Annotated in this window: 13 protein-coding genes; 8 read left to right on the top strand and 5 right to left on the bottom strand. The window is 71.2% G+C overall.

Annotation, left to right across the window (positions count from 1 at the left end; translation table 11 throughout):
- Window positions 1-90 precede the first annotated feature (90 nt).
- Together EXE59_RS09305 and EXE59_RS09300 are read left to right on the top strand one after the other, a co-directional pair.
- Window positions 91-1,446, top strand: coding sequence for a glycoside hydrolase family 172 protein (locus EXE59_RS09305; protein WP_135838654.1), 1,356 nt, complete (start codon window positions 91-93; stop codon window positions 1,444-1,446).
- A gap of 5 nt (window positions 1,447-1,451) precedes the next feature.
- Window positions 1,452-2,711, top strand: a complete 1,260-nt coding sequence (locus EXE59_RS09300) for a glycoside hydrolase family 32 protein (protein ID WP_135838653.1) — start codon at window positions 1,452-1,454, stop codon at window positions 2,709-2,711.
- A gap of 140 nt (window positions 2,712-2,851) precedes the next feature.
- Here the strand turns inward: EXE59_RS09300 and ychF are convergent, their stop codons facing one another.
- Both ychF and EXE59_RS09290 read right to left on the bottom strand, forming a co-directional pair.
- Window positions 2,852-3,928 carry a redox-regulated ATPase YchF gene (ychF, locus tag EXE59_RS09295; protein WP_135838652.1) on the bottom strand — a complete coding sequence of 359 codons (1,077 nt, stop codon included), beginning with the start codon at window positions 3,926-3,928 and terminating at the stop codon, window positions 2,852-2,854.
- Window positions 3,929-4,062: 134 nt separating this feature from the next.
- Window positions 4,063-4,893, bottom strand: a complete 831-nt coding sequence (locus EXE59_RS09290) for a zinc metalloprotease (protein WP_210428943.1) — start codon at window positions 4,891-4,893, stop codon at window positions 4,063-4,065.
- Window positions 4,894-5,096: 203 nt separating this feature from the next.
- Here EXE59_RS09290 and EXE59_RS09285 point away from each other — a divergent pair, with 203 nt between their 5' ends.
- Window positions 5,097-5,615 (top strand): PH domain-containing protein, encoded by a 519-nt coding sequence (locus tag EXE59_RS09285; RefSeq protein ID WP_135838651.1) that lies wholly within the window; start codon window positions 5,097-5,099, stop codon window positions 5,613-5,615.
- On the top strand, window positions 5,612-7,150 hold the full coding sequence (locus tag EXE59_RS09280) for a PH domain-containing protein (RefSeq protein WP_135838650.1): 1,539 nt from the start codon (window positions 5,612-5,614) through the stop codon (window positions 7,148-7,150). The genes EXE59_RS09285 and EXE59_RS09280 overlap by 4 nt, the downstream gene beginning before the upstream one ends.
- On the opposite strand, the gene EXE59_RS09275 is transcribed toward EXE59_RS09280, so the two are convergent.
- Window positions 7,147-8,988, bottom strand: coding sequence for an acyl-CoA dehydrogenase (locus EXE59_RS09275; protein WP_135838649.1), 1,842 nt, complete (start codon window positions 8,986-8,988; stop codon window positions 7,147-7,149). The genes EXE59_RS09280 and EXE59_RS09275 overlap by 4 nt on opposite strands.
- A 106-nt stretch (window positions 8,989-9,094) precedes the next feature.
- Window positions 9,095-9,919 carry a matrixin family metalloprotease gene (locus tag EXE59_RS09270; RefSeq protein ID WP_135838648.1) on the bottom strand — a complete coding sequence of 275 codons (825 nt, stop codon included), beginning with the start codon at window positions 9,917-9,919 and terminating at the stop codon, window positions 9,095-9,097.
- Between the two features lie 227 nt (window positions 9,920-10,146).
- On the opposite strand from EXE59_RS09270, the gene EXE59_RS09265 reads away from it, so the two are divergent.
- On the top strand, window positions 10,147-10,926 hold the full coding sequence (locus EXE59_RS09265; RefSeq protein ID WP_135838647.1) for an exodeoxyribonuclease III: 780 nt from the start codon (window positions 10,147-10,149) through the stop codon (window positions 10,924-10,926).
- A gap of 3 nt (window positions 10,927-10,929) precedes the next feature.
- Here the strand turns inward: EXE59_RS09265 and EXE59_RS09260 are convergent, their stop codons facing one another.
- Window positions 10,930-12,237 carry an MFS transporter gene (locus tag EXE59_RS09260; RefSeq protein ID WP_135838646.1) on the bottom strand — a complete coding sequence of 436 codons (1,308 nt, stop codon included), beginning with the start codon at window positions 12,235-12,237 and terminating at the stop codon, window positions 10,930-10,932.
- A gap of 72 nt (window positions 12,238-12,309) precedes the next feature.
- On the opposite strand from EXE59_RS09260, the gene EXE59_RS09255 reads away from it, so the two are divergent.
- The 3 genes from EXE59_RS09255 to EXE59_RS09245 all read left to right on the top strand — a co-directional run bounded on the left by EXE59_RS09255 (window position 12,310) and on the right by EXE59_RS09245 (window position 15,195).
- The gene (locus tag EXE59_RS09255; RefSeq protein ID WP_135838645.1) at window positions 12,310-13,287 is read left to right on the top strand and encodes a GlxA family transcriptional regulator; all 978 of its coding nucleotides are present in this window, start codon (window positions 12,310-12,312) and stop codon (window positions 13,285-13,287) included.
- A gap of 281 nt (window positions 13,288-13,568) precedes the next feature.
- Complete coding sequence (locus tag EXE59_RS09250) at window positions 13,569-14,738, top strand: DNA recombination protein RmuC (RefSeq protein ID WP_135838644.1); 1,170 nt, start codon at window positions 13,569-13,571, stop codon at window positions 14,736-14,738.
- 10 nt (window positions 14,739-14,748) lie between these two features.
- Window positions 14,749-15,195, top strand: a complete 447-nt coding sequence (locus tag EXE59_RS09245) for a DUF6542 domain-containing protein (RefSeq protein WP_135838643.1) — start codon at window positions 14,749-14,751, stop codon at window positions 15,193-15,195.
- Window positions 15,196-15,238: the final 43 nt, after the last annotated feature.

Genomic DNA, 15,238 nt, shown 5'->3' with positions numbered 1-15,238 from the left:
GACCGTGGCGACCCGTGACTACGATGCCGCGACTACGCAAACGTTTCGATGACGCATCGGGCCAGACATGTCTCGATGAGAGGATGACCAATGACTGCAGACACCACCCCCGGCGGCCTCCTGGGTGATCTCACCCGGGCGCGACCCGGCCGAACGGCCCGGGCCTCGAGCTTCGACCAGACCGGCCGCAACCGGGACAACTGGATCGTGATGCCCGGGGAGGAGCGTGTGCTGGCGGACCTCGAAGGACCCGGATTCATCACCCACATCTGGATGACCCAGTCCTGTCGGATCCAGCCAGGTCCGGGCCAGATCGACCCCGAGGTCGTGGGCGTGCCGATGCTCGAGATCCACAACGCGCTCGGCGTCAGCTGGGAGGTGGTGGATCCGGACTACTACCGCAAGGTCCTGCTCAAGATCTACTGGGACGACCAGGAGACCCCGAGCGTCGTCGCGCCACTGGGTGACTTCTTCGGACTGATGAACTCGCTCTCCGGCAGCTACGACTCGCTGCCCCTGTCGGTGTCCGCGAAGGAGCCCGAGCTGCACACCTTCGGGGGCAGCGCCGCGTTCAACAGCTACTTCCGGATGCCTTTCGGCACGCGCGCGCGGGTCGTGGTGGAGAACCAGAACGACATCCCCTACCTCCAGTACTTCTACATCGACTACGAGCTCTCCCCCACCCCCCTGCCCGAGGACACGGTCTACTTCCACGCCCACTGGCGCCGCGCGCTCCCCAACGCCGGCTGGGGGCCCGACCTGCAGTCGAACAGCATCGAGACGACGGTCGCCAACCTCGACGGCGCCGCGAACTACGTGGCTCTCGAGACCGAGGGCCGCGGCCACTACGTCGGCTGCACCCTCGCAGTGCGCCACTTCCAGGGATCGTGGTGGGGCGAGGGCGACGACATGATCTTCATCGACGACGACACCTGGCCCCCCAGCCTGCACGGCACCGGCATGGAGGACTACTTCGGCCACGCGTGGGGCATGCAACGCAACGCCTACCAGTTCAACGGCACCATCGTGCACGAGGAGGACGTCCCGGGCTTCCACCACAGCTACCGCTTCCACATGGTCGACCCGATCCGATTCGAGAAGCGGATCAAGGTCACCTTCGAGCACGGCCACGGCAACCACCTGTCCGACGACTGGTCCTCGACCGCGTACTGGTACCAGACCCTGCCCTCGCCAGTCCTCGCCGTGCCCGACGTCGACCAGCGCCTCCCCCTCCGACCGGTCGACCGGGTCATCGAGGCGCCTCTCCCCGAGCTCACCGTCGAACAGCGATCCGCCCGCCAGCAGGCGAGTGAGCGCATGGAGCGGTTCGTCGCCGCGCGCGACACCCTGCGCGAGGAGCGCCGGCGGCAGATCGACGAGTGGGAACGCGGGAACGTCGAACAGGCTCGCGCGATCCGTCGGTCCTACGATGCCGGACAGGGGTGAGCCCGATGCGACCCCTGCTCCACTTCACCGCTGAGACAGGCTGGATCAACGACCCGCACGGCCTCACCTTCCACGACGGGGCCTATCACCTGTTCCACCAGTACGTGCCCGGCAGCCTGGTGTGGGCGCCGAACTGCCACTGGGGCCACGCGACCAGTCCCGACCTGCTCTCCTGGACCCGTCGCGGCATCGCCCTGGCGCCGGGGGACGGCGACGACGGCATCTGGACCGGGAGCCTGGTGCGCGACGGCGACGACGCACGCATCCTCTACACGTCGGTGGTGCAGCCCGACATCGGGCTCGGGCGCGTCCGGCTCGCCGCACCGACCGACAGCACGTGGGACGAGTGGACCAAGGGCGAGGTCGTCATCGTCCCTCCGGAGGACCTCGACCTGATCGCCTACCGGGACCCGTTCGTCGTCCGCGAGGGCGACCTGTGGCGGATGTTCGTCGGTGCCGGAACACGCAGCGGCGACGCACTCGCCCTCACGTACACCTCCCCCGATCTGACCGAGTGGGTCTACGACGGCGTCGCCGCCAGCCGTTCGACGTACGAGACCGAGCCGGTCTGGATGGGTGCGCTCTGGGAGTGCCCACAGGTCTTCGACGTCGACGACCACTGGGTGATGCTGAGCTCGGTGTGGGACGACGACGTGCTGCACTACGCCGGGTACGGCATCGGCGACGGCGACTCGTACGGCGAGGGACGGTTCACGCCCGCGGACTGGGGGCGGCTGAGCCACGGCGGCTCCTACTACGCGCCGTCCTTCTTCCGGGACCGCGACGGTCGGCCGTGCGTGATGTTCTGGATGCGCGGGGTCGGCGACGCCGACGAGGCCTGGTCGAGCTGCTTGAGCGTCCCGTACCTGATGACGGCGAAGGACGGGCGCCTTGTCGCCGCCCCGCACCCCGAGCTGGCTGCTGCGCGTGGTGGCCCGCTGGCCGCAGGCGAGTCAGCGGTCACCTTCGACCTCGAGTGGTCTCCTGCCGGGCCCGACGACCACCTGGTGCTGAGCAACGACTCGGGCGCCAAGACCGCCCGGGTCGGGGTGCTGGACGGTGCCGTGTCGCTCGAGCGCCCCGGCCAGGACACGTGGTCCATGCCGTGGGCCGGCGAGGAGCTGCGGATCATCGTCGACGGACCCGTCGTGGAGATCTCCTCCCCGCAGGGTCTGCTGGGCGGAGCTGTCGAGCCCACGACCCGGTGGCACGGTGGTGACCCACGCGTCCGCGCGTGGCAGCTGTCGCCCAGCTCCAGCGTCTAGCCACCGGCGCGGCCCCACCCGTGGCTCCTCGACCGCACCCGGGGTCGAGGGGCCGCGGCGCGTGGGTCGGTCTGGTCGTGGGGCCTGAATCCGGCGCTGTCAGGCTTCGACCGTCGCCGACCTGCGCAGCCAGTGAGTCCTCAGACGTTGAAGCGGAACTCCACGACGTCGCCGTCGGCCATGACGTAGTCCTTGCCCTCCATGCGCACCTTGCCGGCCTCCTTGGCCTTGAGCATGGAGCCGGCGGCCATCAGGTCGGCGAATGAGACGACCTCGGCCTTGATGAAGCCCTTCTGGAAGTCGGTGTGGATGACACCGGCGGCCTCGGGCGCGGTGGCGCCCTTCCTGATGGTCCAGGCCCGCGTCTCCTTGGGGCCGGCGGTGAGGTAGGTCTGGAGGCCGAGGGTGTCGAAGCCGACGCGCGCGAGCTGGTCGAGGCCGGACTCGGTGATGCCCATCTCGGCGAGCATCTCGTGCGCCATCTCGTCGTCATCCATCTCGGCGAGCTCCGCCTCGAACTTGGCGTCGAGGAAGATGGCCTCGGCCGGCGCGACGATCTCGCGCATCCGGTCCTTCAGCGCTTCGTCGCCGAGCTCGTCGGCGTCGCAGTTGAAGACGTAGATGAACGGCTTGGCCGTCAGCAGCGACAGCTCGCGCAGCAGGGAGCGGTCGATGTCGGTGGCGATGATCGGGGTGCCCGACTCGAGCGCCTCCTTGGCGGCCTTGGCGGCCTCGAGGTTGGCGACGAGGTCCTTGACCTTGCGCGACTCCTTCTCCAGCCGCTGGATCGCCCGGTCGACCGTCTCGAGGTCGGCGAAGATCAGCTCGGTCTGGATGGTCGAGATGTCGTTGGCGGGGTTGACCTCGCCGTCGACGTGGGTCACGTCCTCGTCGCGGAAGACGCGGGTCACCTGGCAGATCGCTGCGGACTCACGGATGTGGGAGAGGAACTTGTTGCCCAGTCCCTCACCCTGCGAGGCGCCGCGCACGATGCCGGCGATGTCGACGAACTCGACGGTGGCGGGCAGGACCTTGGCGGACTCGAAGACGGCCGCGAGCTGCGGCAGCCGCTCGTCGGGAACCCCCACGACGCCGACGTTGGGCTCGATCGTCGCGAACGGGTAGTTCGCCGCGAGCACGTCGTTCTTGGTCAGTGCGTTGAAGAGCGTCGACTTGCCCGCGTTGGGGAGACCGACGATGCCGATGGTGAGAGCCACGGGCGGGGAGTCTACGGCTGCGGGGCGCGGGGCGACGAAACGCGAGCCGGGGCGCGGCCCGGCCGCTGCCCGGACATGACAGAGGGCCCGGCCGACCGGCCGGGCCCTCCCTCCCGCAAGGTGTCAGTCGGACCTCAGGAGCCGTAGACCGCCCGGATGCCGGCACGGTCCGTGCTGGTCATCGACAGGTTGCTCGACGTCCCGTTGCACTGGGGGTAGTGCATGATCGAGGACGAGTCGTACGGCGTCAGCGGGCGCCAGTTGTTGTCCTCGAAGCAGGTGCCGGCCTCGGGCCGCGTGTGCTCGTGGCGGAAGCCGAGGGTGTGCCCGAGCTCGTGCGCCATGATGTTGCCCGGCGACCAGGAGCCCGAGCTCATCAGGGACGACGCGTTGACCAGCACGTTGCGCTGGTTGTCCGAGGAGCTGGGGAAGAACGCCCGGGCGATGTACTGGTTGGTGTAGGTCGGCTCCACGGAGAACAGCACCGCGTTGTTGGTGGTGCGGCAGTTGGAGTCGGCCGACGGGACGTAGGTGAAGTTGACCCCGGACGAGGCGGCCTCCCACTGGTAGGCGCCGTTGGCCATCGCGTTGACGATGTTGGCCTTCTGGGTGCCGAAGTTGTTGGACACGCAGTAGGTGAGGTTGCGCGCCGTCGTGGCCGACCACTTGTCGTCGACGCCGTAGACCCGGTTGATGATCAGCTCGGCGGAGGGCCCGTCGCCTGCCTGGTAGGACGCGATCATCTCGTCGTAGTAGTCGCGCAGCATCTTGGTGCTGCCGATCGTCTCGTCGCCGTTGACGACGTACTGGCCGGCGACGTCGCGGAACGTCGAGGCCTGGAACTCGCCGAAGGTGGGGACCCGGTCCTGCGCCGGGACCGCGGTGGCGGTCGGGGCGAGGGAGAGGGCGAGGGCGGCTGCTGCGGCGACCGCGGTGGCGGCTCGCAGCATGGTGCGGTGCAACATGGTTGTTGTCCTTCTGGTGGTCGCAATGTGAGGTAACGCCTGCTCACCTGACCAGCACCGGACGGGGACGCGGAAGTGACCGCCAGCACCAGGTCTGTGCACTGCATGAACTTGCAGAACCAAGGGGTCCGGCGAGGCGTACGATCCCAATTGCACGTTTGTGCCGGGGGAACTCCCGCGGTCCGACCTGACAGACTCGGGGCATGAGTGACGTGGGGGTCGGAGCGGTCGTGGAAGGACCGGTGCTGCGCGTGCCGGCCCACCGTGTCTCGCCGCGGGCGATCGGTTTCTGGACGGTGTCGGCGCTGCTCGGTGACGCCGTCCTCGTGGCCGGCGCCCTGGTCGCCTGGCTGGTGGTCCCGGGGGCTCCGGCGTGGGTCGGCCTGCTCGTCCTGCTCCTCGCCGTGGCCGCGGTCGCCCACGTGGTGCTGATGCCGCGCATCCGCTTCCGGGTGCACCGGTGGGAGGTCACCGACACCGCGGTCCACACCCGCGAGGGGTGGATCGGCCGCGAGACGCGGATCGCACCGATCAGCCGCGTGCAGACCGTCGACTCCCGCCAGGGTGCCCTGATGCGGATGTTCGGGCTCGCCTCGATCACCGTCACCACTGCGTCGGCAGCCGGTCCGATCACGGTGGACTGCCTCGACACCGACACCGCGGCCCACGTGGTCGCGCAGCTGACCGCCATCACCGCGGCGACGGAGGGCGACGCGACGTGATCCCCGCCCCCGGCAACGGCTGGGTCCGGCTCAGCCCGCGCAAGCTCCTGCTCGACCCGGTGAAGGCCGTGGGCCAGGCGGTCGTACCCGTCGTCGTCGCCCTGGTCGGCATCAGCCAGAGCGACATGCGCTTCTGGCCCCTGGTCTTCCCCCTGCTGGTCGTCGCGCCGCTGGTCCTCGGCGCCCTCCCGTGGCTGACCACCCACTACCGGCTCACCGACAGCCAGATCCAGGTGCGCAGCGGGATCCTCAACAGGACCACGTCGACAGCACCGCTCGACCGGGTCCGCAGCGTCGACCTCGAGGCGTCGTTGCTGCACCGGATCCTCGGCCTGCAGAAGGTCCAGGTCGGCACCGGCGTCGATGACGACCGGATCACCCTCGACGCGCTCGCGGTCGCCGACGCCCACACCCTGCGTACGTCCCTGCTCGGACGCCGGATCATCGCGGAGCCGCCGGTCGTCGAGCGGCCGTACGCCACCGAGGCCGAGGACGCCGACCCCGCGGCAGGGACCGTGCCCGCCCACGTCCCGGCGGCGCCCGCTCCCGCTGTGCCCCTGGCGACGATCGACTGGTCCTGGCTGCGCTTCGCGCCCTTCAGCCTGAGCCGGCTGGTGCTCCTGGTCGGCGGCCTCGGCGTGCTGTCGCAGTTCGCCGACGAGCTCCCCATCTGGAACGAGGAGACCGCGACCTCGGTGTGGCAGTGGCTGACCCAGTTCGCGCTCGTGGTCGTCGTGCCGACGCTCGCCGTCGGCGCCCTGGTCGTGTGGCTCGTGGTCTCGGTCGCGGGCTACGTCCTGCAGTGGTGGGGCTTCCGGCTGGTGCGCGAGCACGGGTCGCTCCACCTCACCTCGGGACTGCTCACCACCCGCTCCATCACCGTCGAGGAGACGAAGGTCCGCGGCGTCGAGATGACCGAGCCGGTGCTCCTGCGGATGGTCGGCGGAGCCGAGCTGTCGACCCTGGCGACCGGCGTCGAGAGCGGCGTCGCCCAGGTGCTGCCGCCCTGCCCACGCAGCGTGGCAGTCGGGGTCGGCGAGGCCGTGCTCGATCGCCGCGGCCCGCTGTCCGACCCCCTCGTCGAGCACGGGACCAAGGCCCACCGCCGGGCGTGGTTCCGCCAGCTGCGCAACGCCCTCGACGTCATCGTGCTGCTCGCCGTCGGCTGGTGGTGGTTCGACCTGACCTGGTGGTGGCTGGTGGCGCTCGGCGCTGCCCTGCTCGCCGCGGCGGCCGCGGTGGGCGAGGCGTCCTACCGCCACCTCGGCCACGCCCTCGCCGACGACCACCTCGTCGCCGGCAGCGGCACGCTGGCGCGCGTGCGCACCGCCCTCGAGACCGACGGCATCATCGGCTGGGTGGTGAGCCAGTCGTGGTGGCAGCGCCGCATCGGCCTCGCCGACCTGACCGCGACCACCGCGGCCGGCACCGAGCGGGTGGTGGTGCGAGACGTACGCCTCGAGGTCGCGGTGGCGCTGGCCGACGCCGCGACGCCGGGCCTGCTCAGCGACTTCGTCGCCCGGGAACCGGCCTAGAACCAGGCTTCTCTCATGTCCAGCGTCGTGGTGTCGCCCGAGGCGAGCAGGTCGAGCATGGGGGCGACCTTGGGCAGCTCCCAGCGGAAGAAGTAGCGCGCGGCGGCGCGCTTGCCGTCGTAGAAGTCGCCCTCCTTCTCCCCCACCGCGACGAGCTGCTCGAGCCACATCCACGCGACCACGACGTGACCGGCCGCCTCGAGGTAGACGGTGGCGTTGGCCATCGTGCGCTCGGCGTCGCCCAGCCCGGCGAGCGCGAGGGTGACCTCTCCGAGGCGGTCGACCATCGACGTCAGCGCAACCCCGTGGGCCGCGGGCTCGCCGCCGAGGTCGCGCGCCCGGGCCACGGTCTCCTGGACCTTGCCGGCCAGCGCGGCCAGCGAGGCGCCGCCTCCGCCGAGGACCTTGCGGCCGAGGAGGTCGAGCGCCTGGATGCCGTGGGTGCCCTCGTGGATCGGGTTGAGCCGCTGGTCGCGCCAGTGCGCCTCGACGTCGTAGTCGCGGGTGTAGGCCGCGCCGCCGAGCACCTGGATGGCGAGGCTGTTGCTCTCCTGGCCCCACTGCGAGGGCCACGACTTCGCGATCGGCGTCAGCAGGTCGAGCAGCAGGCCGGCCTCCGCGCGCTCGGCGTCGTCGCGCGGGCTCTCCTGCACGTCGAGCAGGCGCGAGCACCAGAGGTTGAGCGCGAGGGCGCCCTCGACGTACGCCTTCTGGGCCAGCAGCATCCGGCGCACGTCGGCGTGCTCGATGATCGGCACCTGGGGCGCGGTCGGGTCGGCCGCGGTCAGCCGACGACCCTGCGGGCGGGAGCGGGCGTACTCGAGCGACTTGAGGTAGGCGGTGTAGGCAGTCGTGGTCGCGGACATCCCGACCCCGAGCCGGGCCGCGTTCATCATGTGGAACATGTAGGACAGGCCCTTGTCGGGCTCACCGACGAGGTAGCCCACGGCGCCCGCGGCCCCGCCCGGCGTGAAGGCGCCGCCGCCGAAGACGGGCGCGGTGTTGACCGTGCCGCGGCTGCCGAGCTTGTGGTTGATGCCGGCGAGCGCGACGTCGTTGCGCTCGCCGATCGAGCCGTCGTCGGCCACGAGGTGCTTGGGCACCACGAAGAGGGAGATGCCGCGCGTGCCGGCCGGGGCGTCGGGCAGCTTGGCGAGCACCAGGTGGACGATGTTGTCGCCCATCTCGTGGTCGCCGCCGGAGATCCACATCTTGCTGCCGAAGATCCGATAGGTGCCGTCGTCGGCGGGGACGGCGCGGGTGAGGACGTCGCCGAGGCTCGAGCCGGCGTGCGGCTCCGAGAGGGTCATCGTCCCGAAGAAGCGTCCCTCCAGCATGGGCCCCACGAAGCGCTCGACCTGGTCGGGGGTGCCGTGCTCGAGCAGCAGGCTCGCGTTGGCCATGGTGAGGAACGAGTACGCCGCGGTGCCGATGTTGGCCGCGGTGAACCACGCCATGCAGGCCGACGCGACGACGTGCGGCACCTGGTGGCCGCCGTGCTCCTCGTCGAGGGTGAGCGCGAGCAGGTCGGCTCGCGCGAGCGCCTCGAGCGCGGTGGCGACCTCGGGGATCAGGCGTACGCGCTCCCCGTCGAAGACCGGCTCCTCGACGTCGCTCTTTCGGTAGTGGGGTGCGAAGTGGTCCGTGGCGAGCTGCGCGCACAGCTCCAGCAGGGCCTCGTAGGACTCCCGGTCGTGCTCGGCGAACCGCGGCCGCTCTCCCAGCGACTCGACGTCGAGCCACTCGAAGAGCAGGAACTCGAGGTCGCGCGCGGAGAGGATCGTGGAGGCCGGGCGAGAGGTCGGGCGAGAGGTCGGGCGAGAGGTCGGGGTGGACACGCGCCGACGCTACCGGGCGACACCGACGAGGCAATGACGGACGCCCCCTCCGCTCGGGACGGAGGGGGCGTCCGGGTCCACTGTCGTCTGGTGATCCGGGTGGGGATCAGGCGCCGTAGAGAGCGGCCGCTCCCTGACGGTCGGTGGCGGTCATGCTGAGGTTGCTCGACGTGCCGTTGCACTGGGGGTAGTGCATGATCGACGAGGAGTCGTAGGGCGTCAGCGCACGCCAGTTGTTGTCCTCGAAGCAGGTCCCGGCCTCGGGCCGCGTGTGCTCGTGGCGGAAGCCCAGCGTGTGGCCGAGCTCGTGGCCCATGATGTTGGCCGGGGTCCAGGAGCCGGCGGTCCAGATCGAGTCGTCGACCAGCACGTTGCGCGAGCGCTTGGGCGAGCTCGGGAAGAACGCGCGGGCGATGTACTGGGAGGTCTGCACCGGCTCGACGGAGAACACCACGCTCTTGTTGCGGGTGGTGCAGCTGGCGTCCTGCGACGAGACGTGGACGTAGTCGATCGCGGAGGAGGCGTCCTCCCACAGCTGGGCGCCGGCCGCCATCGCGTTGACGACGTCGCCGTAGCGCGAGCCGAACTTGGTGCTGACGCAGTAGGTCAGGTTGCCGACCTGGCTGGTCGTCCACTTGTCGTCGGCGCCGCCGACGGTGTTGACCACGAGGTTGGCGGTCATGCCCTCCTCGGCTGCCTCCTCGGCGCCGTGGATCATCCGGTCGTAGTAGGCCTTGAGGTCGCCGGTGCCGGAGATCGGCTCGTCGCCGTTGACGATGTACTGGTTGTCGCTGTCCTTGAAGGTGTCAGCGTGGAACTGCTGGAACGTCGGGATCTCCGAGTCCGTGGACGCCAGTGCCGGTGAGGCGAGGGCGGCGCCGAGGAGTGCTGCGCTGGAGAGGGCGATCGCCCCGAGTCGACTGCGCTTCATGCTCGTTCTTCTCTCTCGATGGGGGGTGGAGTGCACCGCCGCCTCGGAGAGTCGAGCACGGGTCGGACGTGGTCCGACCAAGGGTCCTGCAGGTTGGCACGAGTTCCCGAGACAGGTGCGTGCCGATGAACTTCCCCCATCGGCCCCCGATCTGTAAAGGGTTTCCTGCGTAAAGAGTTCCCCGCCCCACGGCGTACGGCTCGAGGTCCATTCCTTAGGGTGGACGCGTGCGCATCGCCACCTGGAACGTCAACTCGCTCCGCTCCCGCATCGACCGCGTCGAGGCCTTCGTGCAGCGCCACGAGGTCGACGTGCTGGCCCTGCAGGAGACCAAGGCTCGTGAGGACCAGCTGCCGCTGATGGGTCTGCAGGCGCTGGGCTACGACATCGCCGTCGCCGGGCTCAACCAGTGGAACGGGGTCGCGCTGCTCTCGCGGGTCGGGCTCGAGGACGTCGAGGTCGGCTTCTCGGACATGCCGCACTTCGGCGACCCGGCCGCCGTGGAGGCGCGCGCGATCGGCGCGACCTGCGGCGGCGTACGGGTCTGGTCGCTCTACGTCCCCAACGGTCGCAAGCCCGACGACCCCCACTACGTCTACAAGCTCGACTGGCTCGCCCGGCTGCGCGCGACCGCGAGCGGATGGCTCGGCGGGGAGACCGCGCTGGTCGGGGACTGGAACATCTGCCCCACCGACGACGACGTCTTCGACGTCACGCAGTTCGCGAAGTCGACCCATGTCACGCCTCCGGAGCGCGCGGCGTTCCAGGGCTTCCTCGACGACGGGTACGCCGAGGTGACCCGCGCGCACGACGCGGGCTACACCTACTGGGACTACTACCGCCAGCGATTCGAGCGCGACCGCGGGCTCAAGATCGACTTCGTCCTCGCCTCGCCCGCGCTCGCCTCGCGCGTGACCGGGGCGTTCGTCGACCGCGAGGAGCGCGACCCGGCCCGTTTCGCCGGCGCGCCGTCCGACCACGCGCCGGTGGTCGTCGACCTCGACTGATCCTCAGCCGACCGCGACCGGTTGCGGAGTGCGCCTGATCGCCCAGGACATGACCGCGGCGATCGCGCAGAGACCCGCCGCGGCGTAGAACGCCGGGTCGTAGCCGCCGGTGACGTCGCGGACGACCCCGGCACCGGTCGCGGCGACGGCCGCGCCGACCTGGTGGCTGGCAAAGACCCAGCCGAACACGATGGGACCGGCGGCCGCTCCGAACCACTCGCGGCACAGCGCCACCGTCGGCGGCACGGTCGCGACCCAGTCGAGGCCGTAGACGATGATGAAGACCCACATGCTGGGCTCGACGTGCGGCGACATCAGCGCCGGCAGCGCCATCAGTCCGACACCGCGCAGGGCGTAGTAGCCGACGAGCAGCAGCCGCGGGTCGACCTTGTCGGTGAGCCAGCCCGAGGCGATGGTGCCGACGACGTCGAAGATCCCGACGACGGCGAGCAGCGAGGCGGCGGTCGTGGCGGGCATGCCGTGGTCGTGCGCGGCGGGGACGAAGTGGGTGGCGATGAGGCCGTTGGTCGTCATGCCGCAGATCGCGAACCCGCCCGACAACAGCCAGAACGTACGGCTGCGCGCGGCGTCGCGCAGCACCGAGAGAGCCCGGCCGGCACTCGAGCCGACGTGCTGGTGCGGAGGCGGCCCGGGGTCCGCGTCGGTCGCACCGTAGGCCCGCAGGCCGAGGTCGGCGGGGTGGTTGCGGAGGAACAGCAGCACCAGCGGCACGACCGCCAGGGCGGCGAGGGACGCCAGCACGGCCGCCGTGCGCCACCCGTGGTGCGTCGCGAACCAGGCGACCACCGGCAGGAAGATGAGCTGGCCGGTCGCGTTGCCGGCGGTGAGGATGCCGCTGACGAGTCCGCGGCGGGCGACGAACCATCGGCTGGTGATGGTCGCGACGAAGGCCATCGACATCGAGCCGGTGCCGATGCCGACGAGCAGGCCCCAGCACAGGACGAGCTGCCAGGGCTCGGACATGAAGACGGTGAGTCCGCTGCCGACGGCCACCATGACGAGGGCGAACGTGACGACCGGGCGTACGCCGAAGCGGTCCATCAGCGCGGCGGCGAAGGGCGAGATGAGCCCGAAGAGCATGAGGTTGAGCGAGACCGCGGAGCCGATGAGTCCGTGCGACCAGCCGAACTCGTCGTGCAGGGGCTCGATGAGGACGCCGGGCACCGAGCGGAAGGCCGCGGCGCCGACGAGGGTCACGAAGGCGACGGCCGCGACGACCCACGCCCAGTGGAGGCGGGGCGGGGCGGTGGGTCCCGAGGGGGCAGGAGCGGGTGGCGTCGTCGTCGTCACGGGGACGAGTCTCCCGTCCGAGGGTGTACGCCCACGAGTGGCACGAATGCCAACATGTGAAAGAATCCGGCCATGGCGTCCTCCTCCCCGACTCCGCACCGGGTGGTCGTGCTCGCGATCCCGCCCGTCATCGGCTACGACCTCACCATCCCTCCGCAGGTGCTGGGTGAGGCGTTCGACGCGGACGGCCACCCGCTCTACGACGTCGCGGTCGTGTCGCTCGACGGCGGGCCGGTGCGGGCGACGAGGGGGTACGCCATCGCCCCCTCGGCCGGGATCGAGGCCCTCGCCACGGCGCAGACCGTCATCGTCCCGGGCACGCAGGTCGCCGGCCCGCGACGCGACGGCACACTCCCCGACGACCTGCGCGCCGCCCTCGCGACCGTCCCGTCCGACGCGCGCTGGGTCTCGATCTGCACCGGCGCGTTCGTGCTCGCGGCCGCCGGCATCCTCGACGGCCACCGGGCCACCACGCACTGGAAGTACGCCGACGACTTCCGCCGCCTGCACCCGGCCGTGGCCGTCGACGAGGACGTCCTGTTCACCGACGACGGTTCCGTGCTCACCTCCGCGGGCCTGAGCGCCGGCATCGACCTGTGCCTGCACCTGGTCCGCAGTGACCACGGCACGGCGGTCGCCAACGCCGTCGCCCGCCACATGGTCGTACCTCCCTGGCGCGACGGCGGGCAGGCGCAGTTCATCGAGCGGCACGTGCCGCGCCGTCCCGACGAGGCCACCGGCGACGTACGCGCGTGGGCGCAGGCCCACCTGCACCACCGGCTCGACGTGGCCACCCTCGCCGCGCGGGCGTCGATGAGCGTGCGCACCTTCACCCGGCGCTTCCGCGAGGAGACCGGCCAGTCCCCCGGCGCCTGGGTCACCCAGCAGCGGATCCGCCACGCCCAGCACCTCCTCGAGGCCACCGACCTCCCCGTCGACCAGGTCGCGACCCGCGCCGGGATGGGTACGGCAGCCTCCCTGCGGCAGCACCTGCACGCGAGCGTGGGGGTCTCGCCGTCGGCCTACCGGCGGACGTTCCGGCGGGCCTGACCTCACCCGGGGCGCCCGACCCCACCCGGGCACCTGACCTCACCCGGGCACCTGACCTCACCCGGGGCGCCTGACCTCACCCGGGGTAGTCCAGTGAGTTCTGGCTGTCGTCGTGGCTGGTCCAGTGACAACTGGCTGCGATCTGCGGCGTGGGACGACCAGTACCCACTGGACTACCCCGCCCGGTCCGCGGTCGGCCGGCGGCGGGCGACGGACCCAGCGGTCCGCGGTCGGCGTCCGAGGTCCCACGGGCTGTCGGTGGTCACGTCCATGCTGGCCCCATGGACACCTTCCCCCTGCTGCTCACCCTGGCGCTGGTCCTCGCCGTCGGCCTGGCGCTCGGCGCCGTGATCGGCGTGCTGTGGTCGCGCAGCCGTCCCGCCGACGACCCCGCGCTCGCCGCGCTGCAGCAGCGCGTCGCGGAGCACGCCGTGGTGCAGGACGGCCTCGACCGGCTCCAGGACCAGCTCAGCGACCTGGCCCACGACCGGACCGCGTGGCAGGCCCAGCTCAACCAGCAGGTGGCCGACATGCGCCACTCGACCGAGTCCCTGCGCCGTGAGACCACGACGCTGGCGACCGCGCTGCGCAAGCCGCAGGTGCGCGGCCAGTGGGGCGAGCTGCACCTGCGGCGCACCGTCGAGCTCGCCGGGCTCGTCGACCACTGCGACTTCGCCGAGCAGACCCGCCTCGACGACGGTCGGCTGCGGCCCGACCTGGTGGTGTCCCTGGCCGGCGGGCGGACGATCGCGGTCGACGCCAAGGCACCCCTCGCGGCGTTCCTCGACCTCACCGGCACCGACGACCCCGCGGAGCACGACCGGGCGCTGGCCCGGCTGGGCGAGCACGTCCGCAAGCACGTCGCCGACCTCGGCTCGCGGCGCTACTGGGAGGCGCTGTCCGGGACTCCGGAGTTCGTCGTGCTGTTCCTGCCCGGCGAGGCGATCCTCCAGGCCGCCCTGCAGGCGGTGCCCGACCTCGTCGAGCAGGCCGCCGCACGCAACGTCGTGCTCGCCACCCCCTCCACGCTCATCGCGCTGCTGCGCACCGTCGCCCAGGGCTGGCAGCACGAGGTCCTCAACGAGCAGGCCCAAGCCGTGCAGCGCCTCGGCCAGGACCTCCACGCCCGGCTCGGCTCGATGGCCGGCCACCTCGACCGGGTCGGCCGCTCGCTCAACGCCAGCGTCGTCGCCTGGAACCAGGCGATGGGCTCCCTCGAGGGGCGCGTGCTGGTGTCCGCCCGGCGCTTCGCCGAGCTCGGCGTGACGACCGAGGCGCTCGAGGAGCCACGCCAGGTCGAGGCCGTCGCCCGCTCGCTCGCCGCACCCGAGCTGGCCGTCCTCGACCACCTCCCGGACCGCACAGGGGAGCCGACCCTCGACGACCTGCTCGACCGGGAGCAGTCGTCCCCTGCGGCGCGCCGCGCCCGGGGCGCCCGAGCGCCGCCCTAGGTTGAGGGCCGTGAGACACGCCGAGGCGTTCTGGGAGGTCCGGCACGAGCCGGGCCGCCAGGTGGTGTCCCTCGGGGTGGCCGTCACCCTCACCGCCGTCAGCATCGATGTCGCACTGGTCGGCAGACTGACGTTGTTCTTCGACCTCTGCTTCGTGGTGACGTGCCTGGGCCTCGCCGCGCTGGTGCGCCGGCGGGACTTCTACCTGGTGGCCGTGCTCCCGCCACTGCTGATGACGACCGTCTTCGGCTTCGTCGCCCTCGTCGCCCGCCCCGCGGTGGCCGACCCGCGCGACAGCCTGCTGCAAGCGGTCGTGTCGGGCGTCGCCACCCACGGCGTCGCCCTGTTCGTCGGCTACGCGATCTGCCTCGGCTGGCTGGCCTGGCGCCTGCACCGCGAGGGCGAGGCCGGGGTGGTCGAGGAGATCGAGCGCGAGCTCGGACAGTCCGCCGGCTGAGGCGCGAACACACCTGCAACCTGTTCGTACCGCCACCTCGTAT

The sequence above is a fragment of the Nocardioides eburneiflavus genome (genome assembly GCF_004785795.1).
Classification (GTDB): Bacteria; Actinomycetota; Actinomycetes; order Propionibacteriales; family Nocardioidaceae; genus Nocardioides; species Nocardioides eburneiflavus.
This window is presented reverse-complemented; position numbering and strand designations above follow the sequence as displayed.

Bases quoted from the DNA above. Each gene is read 5' to 3' on its own strand.
- EXE59_RS09300 (WP_135838653.1), top strand. From the start codon at position 1,452: ATGCGACCCCTGCTCCACTTCACCGCTGAGACAGGCTGGATCAACGAC.
- EXE59_RS09250 (WP_135838644.1), top strand. From the start codon at position 13,569: ATGGACACCTTCCCCCTGCTGCTCACCCTGGCGCTGGTCCTCGCCGTC.
- EXE59_RS09285 (WP_135838651.1), top strand. From the start codon at position 5,097: ATGAGTGACGTGGGGGTCGGAGCGGTCGTGGAAGGACCGGTGCTGCGC.
- EXE59_RS09255 (WP_135838645.1), top strand. From the start codon at position 12,310: ATGGCGTCCTCCTCCCCGACTCCGCACCGGGTGGTCGTGCTCGCGATC.
- EXE59_RS09305 (WP_135838654.1), top strand. From the start codon at position 91: ATGACTGCAGACACCACCCCCGGCGGCCTCCTGGGTGATCTCACCCGG.
- EXE59_RS09270 (WP_135838648.1), bottom strand. From the start codon at position 9,919: ATGAAGCGCAGTCGACTCGGGGCGATCGCCCTCTCCAGCGCAGCACTC.
- EXE59_RS09290 (WP_210428943.1), bottom strand. From the start codon at position 4,893: ATGTTGCACCGCACCATGCTGCGAGCCGCCACCGCGGTCGCCGCAGCA.